This is a genomic window from Pseudomonas bharatica, assembly GCF_048586865.1.
GTDB classification, from domain to species: Bacteria; Pseudomonadota; Gammaproteobacteria; order Pseudomonadales; family Pseudomonadaceae; genus Aquipseudomonas; species Aquipseudomonas bharatica.
On record NZ_JBMAWR010000013.1, the window covers coordinates 1 to 18,633 of the forward strand.

The 18,633-nt window shown below is 62.3% G+C and carries 14 protein-coding genes; 6 read left to right on the forward strand and 8 right to left on the reverse strand.

Going from position 1 to position 18,633, the window contains the following annotated elements; genetic code table 11:
* Positions 1–12: 12 nt before the first annotated feature.
* The 4 genes from ACKLLE_RS15695 to ACKLLE_RS15710 all read right to left on the reverse strand — a co-directional run bounded on the left by ACKLLE_RS15695 (position 13) and on the right by ACKLLE_RS15710 (position 5,041).
* A complete protein-coding gene (locus tag ACKLLE_RS15695) occupies positions 13–297 on the reverse strand; it encodes a helix-turn-helix domain-containing protein (RefSeq protein ID WP_064302182.1) in 285 nt (94 codons plus the stop codon).
* On the reverse strand, positions 294–1,607 hold the full coding sequence (locus ACKLLE_RS15700) for a type II toxin-antitoxin system HipA family toxin (RefSeq protein WP_420058540.1): 1,314 nt from the start codon (positions 1,605–1,607) through the stop codon (positions 294–296). The genes ACKLLE_RS15695 and ACKLLE_RS15700 overlap by 4 nt, the downstream gene beginning before the upstream one ends.
* A 199-nt stretch (positions 1,608–1,806) precedes the next feature.
* Positions 1,807–3,615 carry a sodium-extruding oxaloacetate decarboxylase subunit alpha gene (oadA, locus tag ACKLLE_RS15705; RefSeq protein ID WP_009402467.1) on the reverse strand — a complete coding sequence of 603 codons (1,809 nt, stop codon included), beginning with the start codon at positions 3,613–3,615 and terminating at the stop codon, positions 1,807–1,809.
* 10 nt (positions 3,616–3,625) lie between these two features.
* Positions 3,626–5,041, reverse strand: coding sequence for an acetyl-CoA carboxylase biotin carboxylase subunit (locus ACKLLE_RS15710; protein ID WP_009402468.1), 1,416 nt, complete (start codon positions 5,039–5,041; stop codon positions 3,626–3,628).
* A gap of 204 nt (positions 5,042–5,245) precedes the next feature.
* Between ACKLLE_RS15710 and ACKLLE_RS15715 the strand changes: the two genes are divergently transcribed.
* Entirely contained in the window at positions 5,246–6,193 is a 948-nt protein-coding gene (locus tag ACKLLE_RS15715) for a LysR family transcriptional regulator (protein WP_420058473.1), read from the forward strand.
* On the opposite strand, the gene ACKLLE_RS15720 is transcribed toward ACKLLE_RS15715, so the two are convergent.
* On the reverse strand, positions 6,135–6,353 hold the full coding sequence (locus ACKLLE_RS15720) for a PA3496 family putative envelope integrity protein (protein ID WP_420058474.1): 219 nt from the start codon (positions 6,351–6,353) through the stop codon (positions 6,135–6,137). The genes ACKLLE_RS15715 and ACKLLE_RS15720 overlap by 59 nt on opposite strands.
* A 213-nt stretch (positions 6,354–6,566) precedes the next feature.
* On the reverse strand, positions 6,567–7,433 hold the full coding sequence (hexR, locus tag ACKLLE_RS15725; RefSeq protein ID WP_009402472.1) for a transcriptional regulator HexR: 867 nt from the start codon (positions 7,431–7,433) through the stop codon (positions 6,567–6,569).
* A gap of 103 nt (positions 7,434–7,536) precedes the next feature.
* On the opposite strand from hexR, the gene zwf reads away from it, so the two are divergent.
* The gene (gene zwf / locus ACKLLE_RS15730; protein WP_064302177.1) at positions 7,537–8,979 is read left to right on the forward strand and encodes a glucose-6-phosphate dehydrogenase; all 1,443 of its coding nucleotides are present in this window, start codon (positions 7,537–7,539) and stop codon (positions 8,977–8,979) included.
* 4 nt (positions 8,980–8,983) lie between these two features.
* Here zwf and ACKLLE_RS15735 read toward each other — a convergent pair whose 3' ends face one another.
* Positions 8,984–11,854 carry an EAL domain-containing protein gene (locus ACKLLE_RS15735; protein WP_420058475.1) on the reverse strand — a complete coding sequence of 957 codons (2,871 nt, stop codon included), beginning with the start codon at positions 11,852–11,854 and terminating at the stop codon, positions 8,984–8,986.
* A 236-nt stretch (positions 11,855–12,090) separates the two neighbouring features.
* Here ACKLLE_RS15735 and uvrD point away from each other — a divergent pair, with 236 nt between their 5' ends.
* From uvrD to ACKLLE_RS15755, 4 genes are all read left to right on the forward strand, one after another.
* The gene (gene uvrD / locus ACKLLE_RS15740) at positions 12,091–14,271 is read left to right on the forward strand and encodes a DNA helicase II (RefSeq protein WP_009402476.1); all 2,181 of its coding nucleotides are present in this window, start codon (positions 12,091–12,093) and stop codon (positions 14,269–14,271) included.
* A gap of 178 nt (positions 14,272–14,449) precedes the next feature.
* Complete coding sequence (locus tag ACKLLE_RS15745; RefSeq protein ID WP_420058476.1) at positions 14,450–15,304, forward strand: Tim44 domain-containing protein; 855 nt, start codon at positions 14,450–14,452, stop codon at positions 15,302–15,304.
* A gap of 119 nt (positions 15,305–15,423) precedes the next feature.
* Positions 15,424–15,831 carry an SMI1/KNR4 family protein gene (locus ACKLLE_RS15750; protein WP_009402480.1) on the forward strand — a complete coding sequence of 136 codons (408 nt, stop codon included), beginning with the start codon at positions 15,424–15,426 and terminating at the stop codon, positions 15,829–15,831.
* A 174-nt stretch (positions 15,832–16,005) separates the two neighbouring features.
* Positions 16,006–16,821 carry an alpha/beta hydrolase gene (locus ACKLLE_RS15755; protein WP_420058477.1) on the forward strand — a complete coding sequence of 272 codons (816 nt, stop codon included), beginning with the start codon at positions 16,006–16,008 and terminating at the stop codon, positions 16,819–16,821.
* Here ACKLLE_RS15755 and ACKLLE_RS15760 read toward each other — a convergent pair.
* Positions 16,815–18,575: a cation:proton antiporter gene (locus tag ACKLLE_RS15760; RefSeq protein ID WP_009402483.1), complete on the reverse strand. Its 1,761-nt coding sequence runs from the start codon at positions 18,573–18,575 to the stop codon at positions 16,815–16,817. The two genes, ACKLLE_RS15755 and ACKLLE_RS15760, sit on opposite strands and share 7 nt — an antisense overlap.
* Positions 18,576–18,633 lie beyond the last annotated feature (58 nt).

The following is an 18,633-nucleotide window of genomic DNA, read 5'->3' on the forward strand; positions in this document are numbered from 1 at the left end:
TACTGCGTCGTCTTAGCGATCCTTGAGCCTATCAGGCCGCCGCAGCACCCCCATCTGCAACCCGAACGGCCGAAACACCGCATTCAACGAGTTGAGCGTCGGATTCCCCTCCCCCTGCTCGATCTGGATCAGGGTCCGCACGGAAATCTTGCACATGCGGGCGAACTGGGTCTGCTGCAGCTTCGCCACCTCCACCCGCAACTTACGCACCGCCTGGCCCAGCTCCAACGAGCCATCGGCAATCCCCTGCAGTACGCCTTCGATCAGCAAAGCGCGAATCTCGATCGAAACCGTCATAGCAATCCCCAACCTTTCATACGTTGTTCAAGGTTCTTCAACGCGATGGCCGGGTGGTTCATGACCGCATCCGGCAAGCCCACCAGCAAATCCGGCAGTGCCATCAACCCAAGGGCATCCTGGCGCAGACGTTCGAATGCCTGCTGCGGGTCCACAAGCGGCGCCAGCAACTGGCAAGCCGCGAGCCAATCGACCTCGCCGCCCCGCTCCACGGGCGAAGCCCACTTGGTCGTGCGGGTGATGCCTTCCGTATCCATGACCATGGGTGCCAGGTCGTAGATCGGCGCCAGCCGCAGTTGGGCATCGCTGCGGATGATCGCGGTGTTGCGGCCATGGTTGTCGGAGTTGCCGAGGATCTTGTTGATCAGGTCGCGGCGCAGGTACTCAGCCACCAGGTCAGGCACCTGGGCCTTCTGCCCGGCTTTTATCCACAGCCCGGCAAGGGACTGAATAACTTCCAGATGGTCCATCCGGCTGCCCGGCTCGGTTACCCCGGCCAGCGAATACACGGACTCCACGGCCAGTCGCTCGACACCTTCGGCACCGATCCGACGGTCGAATCGCTTCATCCAAAGGCTGGGTCTATGACCCTCCTTCAGCTCGGGCGTCGTCACCGTGTCGATACCCAAGCTTTGCAGCGCCTTGTAGTACAGGTATTCGGCACGCAGGATGGTCTGATCATTGTCCAGCGCCTGGTTGCGGGCGAACTTCACGAACCAGTGGCAGGTAGCCCGGTCATCCTTCAGCACCGCGTCCGGATAGAGCTGACCGTCGCCGCCTTCGGTCAGCAACAGCTTGGGCGCCTCGCCACCCGCCCCCGTCGCGCCGCCGATGGCCGCGCCTTGCTCGTAGGCGTATTCAAGAAAGCGCTGATCGCGGCTGACCACATCATCGAAGCTGAAACCCATGGGCGCCGTGCTATCCAGCCCTTCCATCGACTCCTTGATACGCAGGTTGCCGATCGGTGCCGGGGTGCTGCGAGCCAGCAGGAAAAGGTCGTCAGCCAGACCTTCCGGCTTTTCCCGACCCATATGCCTGAGGAGAAAGCGTTTGGCTGCACCGGACGGCGCGATGTCATGCAGGAAGGCCGGGGCCTTTTTCCCATGCTGAGGACCGAAATCCACCGGCAACCGGACACTGACCGCCTTGTCGAACGTGCTTTCGTAGGCATCCAGATTGGCGCCAACGTAAGCCGAGGTGTAACCGTACTGGCAGGAGCCGAGGAAGCCCTTCTCGGGCTCGGCAAAATTCAAGGCCATGGCGTCCTGCCATTTGCCTTGGGCGTGGAGCTGTAGGGTCAAGGTGTACATGGAGGGCTCTATCAGCGTGAACGGTCTTATCTGCAATATAGTGCAATTCACGCAAGCAGCCATGGCATTTATCTGTATTAAAGTGCAGAAATTCAAGAAATTTGGCTGAAAATCTGCATTTAAATGCAGATCATCAGAATAAAAAAAGGGGAGCAATTCGCTCCCCGATGAGGTTAACCGTTTACCGCCGAAGGCTGTCTCAGCCTTCGATCTCGATGAGGATTTCGCCCGGGTTGACGCGGTCGCCCTTGGCGATGTGGATGGCGGCAACCTTGCCGGCGATCGGCGATTGCACTTCGGTTTCCATCTTCATCGCTTCGGTGATCAGTACTGCCTGACCGGCCTTGACCACGTCGCCTTCCTTGACCAGCACATCGACGATGTTGCCCGGCATGGAGGTGCTGATATGGCCCGGTTCGCTGGCCTGCTTGCGCTTGCTGCCGCCGCCGCCGACGAATTCGTTGAGCGGTTCGAACACCACTTCTTCCGGCATGCCGTCGATGGACAGGTAGAAGTGACGCTTGCCTTCGGCCTTGACGCCGACACCGGTGATGTCGACGCGGTAGGTTTCACCGTGGACGTCGATGACGAACTCGGTCGGCACGCCTTCGCCGCTGGCCGAGGCCACCGCGCCAGCTTCCGGAATCGGCAGCAGCACTTCCGGAGTCAGGGTGCCGGCTTCGCGTTCTTCGAGGAACTTGCGTCCGATATCCGGGAACATGGCGAAGGTCAGCACGTCTTCTTCGGAGTGCGCGAGGTTGCCGATATCGGCACGCAGCTTGGCCATTTCCGGCTTGAGCAGGTCGGCCGGACGTACGTCGATGACCTCTTCGCTACCGATGGCCTGGCGCCGCAGTTGTTCGTTGACCACGCCCGGAGCCTTGCCGTAGCCGCCTTGCAGGTACAGCTTCACCTCGTTGGTGATGGTTTTGTAGCGTTCGCCGGCCAGCACGTTGAAGAACGCCTGGGTGCCGACGATCTGCGAAGTCGGGGTAACCAGCGGCGGGAAACCAAGGTCTTCGCGAACCCGTGGAATCTCTGCCAGCACTTCGTTCATGCGATTGAGTGCGCCCTGCTCCTTGAGCTGGTTGGCGAGGTTGGAAATCATGCCGCCCGGCACCTGGTTGACCTGCACGCGGGTGTCGACCGAAGTGAATTCGCTTTCGAACTGGTGGTACTTCTTGCGCACGGCGTAGAAGTACAGGCCGATTTCCTGCAGCAGTTCCAGGTCAAGGCCAGTGTCGAACTCGCTGCCCTTGAGTGCGGCGACCATGGATTCGGTACCCGGGTGGCTGGTACCCCAGGCGAAGCTGGAGATGGCGGTGTCGATGTGGTCCGCGCCGTTCTCCACTGCCTTGAGCTGGCACATGGCGGCCAGGCCGGCGGTGTCGTGGGAGTGGATGAACACCGGCAGCGATTGCTCGGCCTTCAGCGCCTTGACCAGCTCGCCGGTGGCGAACGGGGTCAGCAGGCCGGCCATGTCCTTGATCGCGACCGAGTCGCAACCCATGGCTTCCATCTGCTTGGCCTGGGCGACGAAAGCGTCGATGGTGTGCACCGGGCTGGTGGTGTAGGCGATGGTGCCCTGGGCGTGCTTGCCGGCAGCCTTCACCGCTTCGATGGCGACGCGCAGGTTACGCACGTCGTTCATGGCGTCGAAGATGCGGAACACGTCGATGCCGTTGACTGCGGCCTTGGCCACGAAAGCCTTGACCACGTCATCGCTGTAGTGGCGGTAGCCCAGCAGGTTCTGACCACGCAGAAGCATCTGCAGGCGCGTGTTGGGCAGCGCGGCGCGCAGCTTGCGCAGGCGCTCCCACGGGTCTTCCTTGAGGAAGCGCACGCAGGCGTCGAAGGTCGCGCCACCCCAGACTTCCAGCGACCAGTAGCCGACCTTGTCGAGCTTGTCGCAGATCGGCAGCATGTCTTCGGTGCGCATGCGGGTGGCCAGCAGGGACTGGTGGGCGTCGCGCAGGATAGTGTCGGTTACGAAGATTTTCTTGGACATTATGGGTTCCTCACAGGCCTGCATGCGCGGCGATGGCGGCGGCGATGGCGAGCGCCAGCTCTTCGGGTTTGCGCTTGATCGAGTAATTGGTCAGTTCCGGATGGCTTTCCACGAAGCTGGTGTTGAACTGGCCACTGCGGAATTCCGGATTGCGCAGGATTTCCTGGTAGTACGCGGCGGTGGTCTTGACCCCTTGCACGCGCATGTCGTCCAGGGCGCGCAGGCCGCGGTCCATGGCTTCTTCCCAGGTCAGCGCCCAGACCACCAGTTTCAGGCACATGGAGTCGTAGAACGGCGGAATGGTGTAGCCGGTGTAGATCGCCGTGTCGGTACGTACCCCGGGGCCGCCGGGGGCGTAGTAACGGGTGATCTTGCCGAAGCTTGGCAGGAAGTTGTTCTTCGGGTCTTCGGCATTGATGCGGAACTGCAGGGCGAAGCCACGGTGCTGGATATCTTCCTGCTTGACCGAAAGCGGCAGGCCCGAGGCGATGCGGATCTGTTCGCGAACGATATCGATGCCGGTGATTTCCTCGGTGATGGTGTGTTCCACCTGCACCCGGGTGTTCATTTCCATGAAGTACACCTCGCCCTCGGCGAGCAGGAACTCCACGGTACCGGCGTTCTCATAGCCGACCGCCTTGGCCGCGCGCACCGCCAGGTCGCCGATGTAGGCGCGCTGCTCCGGGGTGAGCTGCGGGCTCGGGGCGATCTCGATCAGCTTCTGGTTGCGGCGCTGGATCGAGCAATCACGCTCGAACAGGTGCACCACGTTGCCGAAGCTGTCGCCAATGATCTGGGCTTCGATGTGCTTTGGGTTGACGATGCATTTTTCCAGGAAGACTTCCGCCGAACCGAAGGCCTTGGTGGCTTCGGAGATCACCCGCGGGAAGGCCTGTTCCAGCTCCTCGCGGCTGTTGCAGCGACGGATACCGCGGCCGCCACCGCCGGAGGTGGCCTTGAGCATCACCGGGTAACCGATGCGGTCGCCTTCGTTCAAGGCTTCGTGGATGTCGGCGACGTTGCCTTCGGTGCCCGGGGTCACCGGGACGCCGGCCTTGATCATGCTGCGGCGGGCTTCGGTCTTGTCGCCCATGCGGCGAATGACTTCCGCTGCCGGGCCGATGAACTTGATCCCGCGTTCGGCACAGATATCCGCCAATTCCGCGTTTTCCGAGAGGAAACCGTAGCCGGGGTGCAGGGCGTCGCAACCGGTTTCCACCGCCAGGTTCACAAGCTTGCGCGGGTTCAGGTAGCCGGCCAGGGGCTCGGCACCGATGCTGTGGGCCTCGTCGGCGCGCTTGACGTGCAGGGCGTGCCGGTCGGCGTCGGAATAGATCGCTACCGAGCGGATGCCCATCTCGGCGCAGGCCCGCACGATCCGAACTGCGATTTCACCCCGGTTGGCGATCAGGATTTTTTTTATCACTGGAGTCTTCCCAAAGCCGCTGGACAATCGACCCGAATTGGCGGGTCGGCGCGTGACCAGAATCACCTGGCCAGTCGTGCAATCACCCTAGCGCCGTGTGTGAATAAACAAAAATCAATAATTATTAGGGGCTCCATTAACAATTGCTTATAGTGCAGTAACAAGGTTTTTCACAGGGCTGGGGATAACGTGCGTAAGTCATTGATGCGTATGACATTGCGTCAATTGCAGATCTTCAATGAAGTGTGTGATTTGCGGTCGTATAGCCGCGCTGCGGAAGAGATGGCGCTGACGCAACCCGCCGTTAGTCTACAGATTCGCCAGTTGGAAGAATTGGTCGGCCAACCCTTGTTCGAGTATGTCGGCAAGAAGCTGTACCTCACCGAAGCCGCCGAAGCCTTGCAACGCGCCAGCCGAGACATCTTTGGCCGCCTGGAAAGCCTCGACATGCAGCTGTCGGACATGCAGGGCTCGCTCCAGGGCCAGTTGAAGCTGGCCGTGGAATCCAGCGCCAAGTATTTCGTGCCGCACCTGTTCGCGGCGTTCAAGCGGCTGCACCCGGAGGTCAACCTGACCCTGACCGTGGTCAACCGTGCCCAGGCGATCCGCCGCCTATCCGACAACCGCGACGACCTGATCATCATGTCCATGGTCCCGCAGGACATGGGCCTGGAGTTCCTGCCGTTCCTCAACAACCCCATCGTTGCCGTCGCCCCGCCGGATCATCCGCTGTGCAAGCTGGACAGCCTGCGCCTGCAGGACCTGGAGCCGCATACCTTGCTGGTCCGCGAGCAGGGCTCGGGTACGCGCAAGGCGTGTGAAGAGTATTTCAAGGAGAAGCGCGTGCACTTCACCCAGACGCTGGAAGTGGCGTCAGCCGACGCCCAGCGCGAGTGCGTGATTGCCGGCCTGGGAATCGCCTTGCTGACCCGCCACGCGCTGAATCTGGAACTGGCTACCGGCGTGTTGCGCGAGCTGCCGGTGGAAGAGCTGCCGCTGTATCGCAGCTGGTGCGTGGTGCAATCCAAGGCCAAGCGGCAATCGCCGGTGGCCCTGGCCTTTCTTGCATTCATTCGCAGCGAACGTGCGCAGATCAGCTGCCTTGTTGAACGCTTCTCCGGGGTTCTGCCGCCGACACCTGCCATACGTTGAAGCGTTGCAGATCACCGAAATCGGTGATGTCCTGAAGCAGGCGACGCTGCTCGGACCAGCTTTCGATCGCGCGGCGGTACTCCATGCGACGCTGGTCCTTTTCCTGCTGCTTGCGGGATTTGGCGCTGGGTTGATACGAGCCATCGAAGTCACGAGCCATTTCATATCTCCCTGATCGAGTGCGTACGGGAGTTTCAAAATGAATCGTGAAGTTGACGGTTTAACGGCGGGAGGGTGACAGGGGTGTTAAGGGTGATGAAACGCTGGCGCAGTTTGCAGGAACCTGTGGGAGCGGGTTCACCCGCGATTACGGTAGTGAATTCCCCATCGCTATCACGGGTAAACCCGCTCCCACATTTGAGCCAATGAGCCCTTAATCTTCCATGTTCTTCAATGACTTCGGCGACAGCCGCAGGCTGCGCAGGCTGCGCTTCACGCTCTTCAGGTGATTGACCAGGCTCGGCCCACGGGCCATGGCCACGCCCATCGCCAGCACGTCGATCACCACCAGGTGGGCGATGCGCGAGGTCAGCGGCGTGTAGATTTCGGTGTCTTCGTGCACGTCGATGGCCAGGTTGACCGTCGACAGCTCGGCCAGCGGGGTCTGGCTCGGACACAGGGTGATAAGGTTGGCGCCGCTTTCCCGCACGATATTGGCGGTGATGAGCAGGTCCTTGGAGCGGCCGGACTGGGAAATGCACACCGCGACATCGCCCGGTTTCAGGGTCACCGCCGACATCGCCTGCATGTGCGGGTCGGAATAGGCCGCCGCGCTGAGCAGCAGGCGGAAGAACTTGTGCTGGGCATCCGCAGCCACCGCACCCGACGCACCGAAGCCATAGAATTCGACACGCTGGGCCTGGGCCATGGCCGTCACCGCGCGTTGCAGGGCCACCGGATCGAGGTGCTCGCGCACTTCCATCAGCGTATGCAGGGTGGTGTCGAAGATCTTCAGGCTGTAGTCGGCGACCGAGTCGTCCTCATGAATCGCGAACTGGCCGAAACTGGCGCCGGCGGCCAGGCTTTGCGCCAGCTTGAGCTTGAGGTCCTGGAAGCCGGTGCAGCCGATCGCCCGGCAGAAGCGCACGATGGTCGGCTCGCTGATGCCGACGCTGTGGGCCAGGTCAGCCATGGAGCTATGCATGACCGCCGCAGGGTCAAGCAATACGTGGTCGGCAACCTTGAGTTCCGACTTGCGTAGCAGATGCCGCGACTGGGCGATGTGTTGCAACAGATTCAATGGCGGGACTCGGTTATGATCGGCTGGCCGGTTGTAGCAATCTTGTAGTTATACTACATGACTGGCGAACCGCCCAGCTAAACGAGACAGGAGTGTGGTGGGTTTGACTATTCCTTGTGACATTCTGGTCTTCGGCGGTACTGGTGATCTGGCCCTGCACAAGCTGCTTCCAGCGCTCTACCACCTGTATCGCGAGGGCCGCCTGCACCCGGCGGTGCGCATCGTCGCCCTGGCCCGCAGCCCAATGCCGCGCAATAGTTTTCAAAAGCTTGCAGAACGCCGTTGTCGCGCCCAGATCGCCCGCAACGACTTCGATGAAGACACCTGGGACCGCTTCTCCACCCGCCTCGACTACTTTTCCATGGACGCCTCGCAGAGCGCCGATTTCGGTCGCCTTTCGCACTTTCTTGGAGAGCCCGGGGGCCTGGCGCGGATCTATTACCTGGCCACCGCGCCCAACCTCTTCGTGCCCATCGTCACCCACCTGAATATCGCCGGGCTGGTAGACAGCGAATCGCGCATCGTCTTGGAAAAACCCATCGGCCATTCCTTGGAATCGGCCACGGCGATCAACAGTGCCATCGGCGCGGTATTCGACGAATCCCAGGTGTTTCGTATCGATCACTACCTGGGCAAGGAAACCGTGCAGAACCTCATGGCCCTGCGCTTCGCCAACGCCCTGCTGGAACCGGTATGGCGCGCCAGCCAGATCGACCATGTGCAGATCAGCGTCTGCGAGACCCTCGGCGTGGAAAACCGCGGCGCCTACTACGACCGTGCCGGTGCTACCCGCGACATGCTGCAGAACCATCTGCTGCAACTGCTCTGCCTGGTGGCCATGGAGCCACCGGCGCAGTTCGAGGCCGAGGCGGTGCGGGACGAGAAGGTAAAGATTCTTCGCGCCCTCAAGCCGATCACCGGCCAGGACGTGCAGGACAAGACCGTGCGCGGCCAGTACAGCGCGGGCAAGATCGGCGGCCAGGAAGTGCCGGCCTATTACTTCGAGAAGGATGTGGATAACGACAGCGATACCGAGACCTTCGTCGCTGTCGAAGCCCACATCAACAACTGGCGCTGGGCCGGGGTACCGTTCTACCTGCGCACCGGCAAGCGCCTGGCCAAGCGCTCGTCGCAGATCGTCATCCAGTTCAAGCCGGTGCCGCATCGCCTGTTCGAGAGCGACCGCGCCAACCAGTTACTCATCCAGTTGCAGCCGGACGAGCGCATCAGCCTGCAGATGATGACCAAGACCCCCGGCAAGGGCATGCGCCTGGAGCCGGTGGAACTCAACCTCAACCTGGCCCAGGTGTTCGGCCAGACGCGGCGCTGGGACGCTTACGAGCGCCTGTTGCTGGATGTGCTGGACGGCGATTCGACGCTGTTCATGCGTCGCGACGAGGTGGAGGCTGCCTGGGCCTGGATCGACCCGATCCTCAACGGCTGGCTGGAACACTTCCAGACGCCGCGCCCTTACCACGCCGGCACCAATGGCCCGGAACAGGCCCACAGCCTACTGGCCCGGCATGGGCGGGAGTGGCACGGCTAGCGCTTTACCAGACCGTCTGCTCGCTCAACAGCCGCGCCAGCGCATCGGCCTGCAACGGCCGGCTGATCAGGTAACCCTGGACTTCATCGCAGTCCTGCTCGCGCAGGAAGCGCAGTTGTTCCTCGGTTTCCACGCCTTCGGCAACCACCATGAGGTCCAGGCTGTGGGCCATGATGATGATCGCCCGGGTGATCGCCGCATCTTCACTGCCTTCCTCAAGCCCGCGGATAAAGGCCTGGTCGATCTTTACGTAGTCCACTGGCAGGCGTTTCAGATAGCTGAGCGAGGAATATCCCGTGCCGAAGTCATCGATTGCCAGCTTCACCCCGAGCCCGTGTAGCTGCTTGAAGGTGGCGATGATGTGTTCGACGCTGTCCAGCAACTGGCTTTCGGTCAGTTCCAGCTCCAGTAGATGCGGCGCTAGGCCGCTTTCCTCCAGGACCTGGCGCACCAGGCTGACCAGCTTGCCCTGGCGCAACTGGTAGACCGACAGGTTTACCGAAACCCGGATCGGCTCCAGGCCCTGACGTTGCCATTCGCACGCCTGCCAGCACGATTGGCGAAGAACGAACTCGCCCATGGGCGCGATCAGCCCGGTTTCCTCCGCCAGGCCGATGAACTCCCCGGGCGGCACCATGCCCATGGCCGGGTGGTTCCAGCGCACCAACGCTTCGGCAGCCTCGATGCGCCCGCTCGCCAGGCAGACCTTGGGCTGGTAGTAAACCTCCAACTGGCCCTCGTCGATGGCCTTGCGCAACTGGTTCTCCAGTTGCAGACGGTCCAGGGTGCTGGCCTGCAGGCTTTCGGTGTAGAACTGGAAATTATCGCCGCCCAGGTGCTTGGCATGCTGCATGGCCATGTTGGCCTGGCTGACCAGCACGTTGAGGTCGAGACTCATGTCCGAGTGCAGGGCGATGCCCACCGAAGCGCTGATCACCAGCTCATGATTGTCGAAGCGCACAGGCACCCGCAGTTTCTCCAGCAGGCGGGTCGCCACCCGGACCAGGCTGGACAGGCTGCTGTAGCCGTCGAACAGCACCACGAACTCATCCCCAGACAATCGCGCGACCGTATCCGCTTCGGCCATGGCATTGCCGATACGCATGGCGATCTGCTTGAGCAACTGGTCGGCCACTTCATGGCCGAGGCTGTCGTTGAGCAGCTTGAAACGGTCGAGATCGATGTGCATCAGCGCCAGGCAGCGCCCGCTGGTTCGCAGGCGCTGGCCGGCCTCGAGCAGACGCAGCCGGAACAGAGCGCGATTGGCCAGGCCGGTCAGCTCGTCGTAATGGGCGAGATAACGCAGGCGTTCCTCGGATTCACGGCGCTCCGACAGGTCGCTGAAGAAACCCACCACGTTGCTGATCTTGCCGCGGCTGTCGAATACGCCGTTGAGTTGCAGCCATTGTGGATAAAGCGTCCCGTCCTTGCGTGCCTCAACCAGTTCGCCCTGCCAGCGGCCGTTCTGCTCCAGCGCCTGGTCGATGGCACCGTAATGCCGTCGCGCATCGAGGCTGCACGGCAGCTCAAGAGCGTTGCGGCCGAGCAATTCATCGCGACCGTAACCTGTCATGCGGCAGAACGCCTGGTTCAGGGCCAACAGCTCATAGTCGGGGCCGAGGATGGCGATCCCCTCGCTGGCCGCCTCGAACACTGTCGCCGCCAGGCGCTGCTGCTCTTCCTGGGCGCGACGCGCGCTGATATCGCGGCGGGTACCGATCATCCGTACCACCCGGCCTTCGGCATCGCGCTCGACAGCACGTCCACGGTCCTCGATCCAGCACCAGTGGCCATCGTTGTGGCGGAAGCGGTACTCGATGCGGTAATCCTCGGTCCGGCCCTTGAGGTGCTCGACCAGGGTGCGCTTGAGCGCCTGCACATCGTCCGGGTGCAGGCGCGGCTTGAGGTGCACCAGCATGGCCTTGACCGCATCCGGGTTCAGGCCGAACAGCTCGCGCAACTGGGTGTGATGGACTTCATCGGTTTGCAGGTTCCAGTCCCACAGGCCCAGTTCGCTCGCCTCCAGGGCCAGGGCCAGGCGCTGTTCGCTCTTGCTCAGGGCCTGGTTGGCCGCGTCCAGCTCGGCACTGCGCTGGGCGACACGGGTTTCCAGCCCGGCCTGGGCCTCGCGCAACTGGTCCTCGACGCCGCGACGCTGCTCCACTTCGGCACCCAGCGCCTTGTTCAACTGTTCGCTGCGGGTATGGGCCGCTTGCAAGTGCTCGATCAGCGCCTGGTTCTGGAAGCGCCGCAGCAAGCTGTTCTCGATCAGCCGGTTGACTTGCCAGGCCACTACCAGCAAGGCGCCCAGCAACAAGAGGCCGAGCAGGCCCCAGCCCCGCTGCTGTTGATCGCCGCTCCAGAACAGGAAAGCGATCGGCGGTAACAGGCAGGGCAGCACGAAACTCAGGAATGCCGGGAGGCTTACCGCGTAGGCCACGCTGGCCGAGAGCGCGGCGGCGCCGAGCAGGCCGAACACCCAGGCCTGTTGCACGAAGTTATCCACAGGCACGAGGGCGATCGCCGCGCTGGCCAGGGTCAGCCCGCTGAACGCCGAACCGAGCAGGAACATGCGCCGCCAATGCGGCCTGGCCTGGCGATCCGGCATGGCGGCGTCGAAGGCGGCGACCTGGATGACCCGCAGGGCGACCAGTGCCATCAGCCATACCACCCACACGCTGACCAGCAAATAACGCTGCGGGCTCCACAGCAGCCAGGCACAGACCAGGCCGTTCAACAGCATGAATATCGTGGGTAGCAGGGAGCCTTGGTACAACAGACGGATACGCTCGACCGCCAATTGCGTGGCAAATTGCTTGCGAATGCCGCGACGTGCCTCGATCGGCACACCGACGGGTCCTGGTGCGAGTGTCATGGGCAGTGTTCTTGTAATGGTTAGCCACAAACGTGGACGGAGCATACACAAGCAATGCCCGGTGCCAAACTGCTCTGTGTCATAAATTCGCACCTCCGGAATCTCCTTCCTTGGTACAAGGCAACCGCTCAAGCACGCGGGCCAAGGGCCGCCTCGGATGACCGGGCGGTCGCGCCATACGGTCTTTTTGCCGAGCGGGTTTGCCCAGGGATCCATTGCCCCCATAGAATGGCCGGATGCATGACGACCTCTCTCTCCTTTTGAATTCCCTCAACGATGCCCAGCGCCAGGCGGTAGCCGCGCCGGTCGGGCGTCAGTTGGTCCTGGCCGGTGCCGGCTCCGGCAAGACTCGTGTGCTGGTACACCGCATCGCCTGGTTGATCCAGGTCGAGCAGGCCTCGCCGCACTCGATCCTGTCGGTGACCTTCACCAACAAGGCCGCCGCCGAGATGCGCCACCGCATCGAGCAACTGCTGGGCATCAACCCGGCGGGCATGTGGGTAGGCACCTTCCACGGCCTGGCCCATCGCCTGTTGCGCGCGCACTGGCAGGAAGCAGGTCTGGTACAGAATTTCCAGATCCTCGACAGCGATGACCAGGGCCGCCTGGTCAAGCGGGTGATCCGCGACCTCGGCCTCGACGAGCAGCGCTGGCCGGTGCGCCAGGCCCAGTGGTTCATCAACGGACAGAAGGACGAGGGCCTGCGGCCGCACCATATCCAGGTCAATGGCGACCTGTTCCTCGGCACCATGCGCAGCATCTATGAAGCCTATGAAGCCGCGTGCCAGCGCACCGGCGTAATCGACTTCTCCGAGCTGCTGCTGCGCGCCCTGGACCTGTGGCGCGACCATCCGGGCCTGTTGCAGCACTATTCCCGCCGCTTCCGTCATCTGCTGGTGGACGAGTTCCAGGACACCAACGCCGTGCAGTACGCCTGGCTGCGCCTGCTGGCGCAGGGTGGCGACAGCCTGATGGTGGTGGGCGACGACGACCAGTCCATCTACGGCTGGCGCGGCGCACGGATCGAGAACATCCAGCAGTTTTCCAGCGACTTCCCCGACGCCGAGCTGATCCGCCTGGAGCAGAACTACCGCTCCACCGCCGGCATCCTCAAGGCAGCCAACGCCCTGATCGCCAATAACAGCGGGCGCCTGGGCAAGGAGCTATGGACCGAGGGCGGCGACGGCGAGCCATTGAACCTTTACGCCGCCTTCAACGAGCATGACGAAGCCCGCTACGTGGTGGAAACCATCGAAAGCGCGTTGAAGACCGGCCTGGCGCGCAGCGATATCGCCATCCTGTACCGCTCCAACGCCCAATCGCGGGTGCTCGAAGAAGCCCTGCTGCGCGAGCGCATTCCCTACCGCATCTATGGCGGCCAGCGCTTCTTCGAACGCGCCGAGATCAAGAACGCCATGGCCTACCTGCGTCTGCTCGAAGGCCGCGGCAACGACGCGGCGCTGGAGCGAGTGATCAACGTGCCGCCCCGCGGCATCGGCGAAAAGACTGTCGAAACGATCCGCGAGCATGCCCGCCATGCCCAGTTGTCGATGTGGGAAGCCATGCTCCAGTTGCTGGCCAACAAGGCCCTCAAGGGCCGCGCCGCCAGCGCCCTGGGCGCGTTCATCGAGCTGCTGGACAACCTGTCCGCCAAAGTCCTCGATATGCCCCTGCACCTGATGACCCAGACAGTTATCGAGCAGTCCGGGCTGATCGCCTATCACCAGGAAGAAAAGGGTGAAAAGGGCCAGGCACGGGTAGAGAACCTGGAGGAGCTGGTCAGCGCCGCACGCAACTTCGAGCCCAGCGAGGAAGATGGCGAGCTTTCGGCGCTGTCCGCCTTCCTTGGCCACGCCTCGCTGGAGGCCGGCGACGCCCAGGCCGACGAGCATGAAGACAGCATCCAGCTGATGACCCTGCACAGTGCAAAGGGCCTGGAGTTCCCCTACGTGTTCCTGGTGGGCATGGAGGAAGGCCTGTTCCCGCACAAGATGAGCCTCGAAGAGCCCGGCCGTCTCGAAGAAGAACGCCGCCTGGCCTATGTCGGGGTGACCCGGGCCATGCAGAACCTGGTCATGACCTACGCCGAGACCCGTCGCCTGTATGGCAGCGAGACCTACAACAAGGTATCGCGCTTCGTTCGCGAGATTCCTGCCGGCCTGGTCCAGGAAGTGCGCTTGTCCAACAGCGTCAGCCGCCCGTTCGGCGGCGCGAAGCAAACCGTCAGCAGCCTGTTCGCCGACGCCAACATCCCGCAGACCGCCTTCAACCTGGGGCAGCGGGTGCAGCATGCGGTATTCGGCGAAGGCGTGATCCTCAACTTCGAAGGCTCCGGCGCGCAGGCACGGGTCCAGGTGAATTTCGCCGAGGGCAGCAAGTGGCTGATGCTCGGCTACGCCAAGCTCGAAGCGATCTAGTCGAATATCCGACCGCTGGTGTAGGCCTTTTCTTCAGCAATGAAGAAAGGGCCTACAGCCCATTACGCAGGCCGTCCGCCTTTTCAGGCAAAAGATAGAAACATCTTGTCGCTGTCATGGGTCCAAGAACTTGTGCAACATGGCGCGCGTGTAATCCACAAAACGGGAATACCCTTCTATGCAACGTTTTCTCAGCATCGCCCTGGCGCTGTGCATCGGTCTCACCATGAGCCTCGACGCCAACGCCAAGCGCTTCGGCGGCGGCAAGAGCTCAGGCGCCGCGCCGACGCACCAGGCCCGCCAGGCCACTCCTGCCACCCCTGCCGCCACCCCGACTGCGCCAGGCCGTGCACCTGCCGCTGCCAGCGGCGCCTCGAAATGGCTCGGCCCGCTGGCCGGCATCGCCGCCGGTGGCCTGCTCGCCTCGATGCTGATGGGTGATGGCTTCGAAGGCATGCAGATCTTCGACATCCTGATCATGGCGCTGATCGCCTTCCTGGTGTTCCGCTTCATCGCTGCCCGCCGCCGCAAGCAGCAGCCGCAGATGGCTGCCGCTGGCCACCCGGCCTACCAGCGTGAAGTCCACGAACAGCCAGCCCAGCCGTCGATCTTCGGTGGTTCTGCAGCGCCTGCCGCTGCCGCCCGCCCGGTGATCAACGCTCCGGCCTGGTTCAACGAGCAGAGCTTCCTGGCCGCCGCGCGCAATCACTTCCAGTCGCTGCAGCAGCACTGGGATGCCAATGAAATGGACAAGATCGCCGAGTTCGTCACCCCGCAGATGCTGGAGTTCCTCAAGCGCGAGCGTGCCGACCTGGGTGATGGTTTCCAGTCCACCTACATCGATAACCTCGACGTACAACTGGAAGGCGTCGACGATCGCGCCGACAAGACCATCGCCACCCTGACCTTCACTGGCGTGTCGAAGACTTCCCGTTTCGACCAGGGCGAAGTGTTCAGCGAGAGCTGGAACATGGAGCGCGCCCAAGGCGAAAACCAGCCCTGGCTGGTCGCGGGTATCCGCCAGAACGGCTGATCTTGAGCCGTTTGCAGAAAAAACCCCGGGCTTGCCCGGGGTTTTGCTTTTAGCGCAGCGCCCTACTAGGGTATAACCCGCAGCATTTGCACAAGGCCAGGATAGAGAGGACGCGAACCGTGGAAGAAGTCATTGAACAGCTTCGTGAAGCCAACGAGCCGGTACCGGTACCGCTCGAACTGCCCGACGAAGACATGCTGGTCGAGGTCGAAGAGCAGTTGTTCATCAATATCCCGTTCGTGTTCAAGGAGTTTCTCCTTACGGTCAGTGATGTCGTATACGGCAGCCTCGAGCCGGTGACCGTGACCGACCCGCAATCCCACACCTATCTGCCGGAAGTGGCCGCCAATGCGTGGGACGCCGGCGTACCTCGCGACCTGATACCACTGTGCCAGGACGGCGACGACTACTATTGCGTCGAGGAAGACGGCACCGTGGTGCTGTGGTCCGGCGAGGAAGAAATCGTTACCGAGGAAAGCTGGGAATCGGTCTGGCACTGGGCTCGGGATGTCTGGCTGGAAAGCTGAGTCGTTTCCCACACAAAAATAATGGCCTAGCGCCATCAATGTTCGTAGAATCGCCACGCCTTCCTGTGCGTGGCGGGCCGCTACCGCTCCATCCCCTCGGACATTCGTCCCGCTCGCACATGAAGCCTATTTCTGGGACCGCGAAGGGTCGCAAAGCGGCCCCAAGAGATCTGGATGTCAAACCGATATCTCCTGCCCCTCGCCCTGCTCCTGCTCTCCGGCTGCCAGTCCCCCATGACCCAGCTCCAACAGCTCAGCAGCCAGAACGCTCACCAGGTCAGCATCCAGCCCACCCGGACCTTCCCGTTGGCGATGAGCGTACCGTCGGTCAAACCTGGCAGCGCCCGACTGCGCATCTACCTGGAAGGTGATGGCCATGCCTGGGCCACGCCTTCACAACCGAGCCTGGACCCAAGCCCGCAGAACCTGCTCATGGCCCGCCTGGCCGTGACCGACCCGCAACCCAGCCTCTATCTTGCCCGCCCCTGTCAGTTCGTCAGCGCTCCGGCCTGCAACACCCAGGTCTGGACCGACCAGCGCTTCAGCCAGGCCGTGCTCGACAGCCTGGATCAGGCGTTGAACGAGGTGCGCCGGCAATATGGCAATCGGGATTTCGAACTGATCGGCTATTCCGGCGGCGCTGCCCTGGCCCTGCTGCTGGCCGCTCAGCGTAACGATATTGCGGTGGTGCAGACCCTGGCCGGCAACCTTAGCCCGCGACAATGGGCACAATCGCTGGACCTGACCCCCCTGAGCGGTTCGCTGGAGCCGCTGGACCGCGCCGAACGCCTGCGCCATGTGGCCCAGCGGCATTTCATCGGGTTCGAAGACCGCACCGTACCGCCGATCCTCTACCAGCATTACCGCCGCACCCTTGGCCCGGCGGATTGCATGGAAGTCATCCGCCTGCCCGGCGTGGACCATGCCAATGGCTGGACCGAAGCCTGGGCGCAGTGGCGTTACAAGCCACTGCGCTGCGCACCTCAGTGATGGTGCTCCTTCTGGTTTTCCAGGGTTTCCAGCAATGCGATCTGCATTTTGGTATGCACCCGGATAAACCAGCGCCATAGCAACGCCACCACTCCGGCGGCCACTACACCGATCAGCAACAACAGCTCGCTGGTCGGCAGGATGCTCGCCGACAGTGCCGAAAGCAGCAGGAAGATCACCAGCAGCGAGATCAGCGGGATCACTTCGGCAATCACCCGGCGCACGCGCTGGGTATGTCGCCCGGCCATCTCCGGCTTGACGCCCATCTCCGCCAGCAGCATCGACAGTGCCTTGAGCTTGCGATAGGCCGCGATCAGGAACGGCAGCGACAGCAGCAGCGCCAAGCCCCAGATCAGTGCTTTCTGCTGGCCGACATCGGTGAGCCAGTCACTCAGGTAGTCACCAATCTGCGCGGCGAAGTAACCGCCGCTGAAGAAGATCGCCACCACCAATGCCAGGTTCACCCCGACCTGCAGAAGGATGCGCCGGATCATCGAGGCCAGCATCGCCCCCTCGCCTTGCGGCTGGATGCTGCGCAGCCACTCGCCGTACAGCGACAGCACCCGTGACAGACGGCTCGGCACCACCTTCGCCAGCTTCAGCGACAGCGGATCGGCGGCACGGATCAGGTAGGGGGTGAGCAAGGTGGTAATGGCGGAAACCGCCACGGCCACCGGGTAGAGAAAGTCGCTGGTGACCTGCAGGGTCATGCCCAGGGCGGCAATGATGAAGGAGAACTCGCCAATCTGCGAAAGACCCATCCCGACCCGCAGCGAGGTGCGTCCATCGTTACCGGCGATAAAGGCGCCCATGCCGCAGGAGAGCATCTTGCCCAGCACCACGGCAATGGTGATCACCACGATCGGCCAGATGTATTCCACCAGTACGTTCGGGTCGATCATCAGGCCGATGGCCACAAAGAAGATCGCACTGAACATGTCGCGAACCGGCTCGATCAGGCGTTCGATCTTCATCAACTGACGCGACTCGGCCATGATCGCGCCAATCAGGAACGCCCCCAGGACCATGCTGTATTCCAGCTTGACCACCAACAGGCAGAAGCCGAAGCACAGGCCGAGCACGGTGATCAGCAGCATCTCGTTACTTTCGAACCTGGCCACGTAGGCCAGCAGCCGCGGTACCAGGAGAATGCCCACCACCAGCGCGACGATCATGAACAGCGACAGCTTGCCGACCGTGGAGAAGACTTCGCCTGAACTGACCGTACCGCTCACGGCGATGCCGGAAAGCAGGGCGATGATGCCGATGCCAAGGATGTCCTCGACGATCAGTACGCCGAAGATAAGTTGCGCGAAGCGCTCGTTCTTCATCTTCAGGTCGTTGAGTGCCTTGACGATGATGGTGGTCGAGGAAATCGCCAGGATCGCGCCGAGGAACAACGAATCCATGGTGCTCCAGCCAAACCAGCGACCGATCTCGAAACCGATCCAGATCATCAGGACGATTTCCAGGAAGGCCGCGATGAACGCGGTCGCGCCCACCTTGAACAGCTTGCCGAGGCTGAACTCAAGACCCAGGCAGAACATCAGGAAGATCACCCCGAGCTCAGCCAGGGTCTTGATCGTATCTTCGTCGTGGATCAGACCGAAAGGTGGTGTGTGGGGGCCGATGATGAAGCCGGCGACGATGTAGCCAAGCACCACGGGCTGTTTAAGACGATGAAAAAGAATGGTGACCACACCGGCAACCAGCATGATCACCGCCAGATCCTGGATAAAGCTGATGGCATGCACGGCGGGACGCTCCTTACTCCACGACGAAGACCAAAGCGCAGCTCAGCCGTCAGATCTG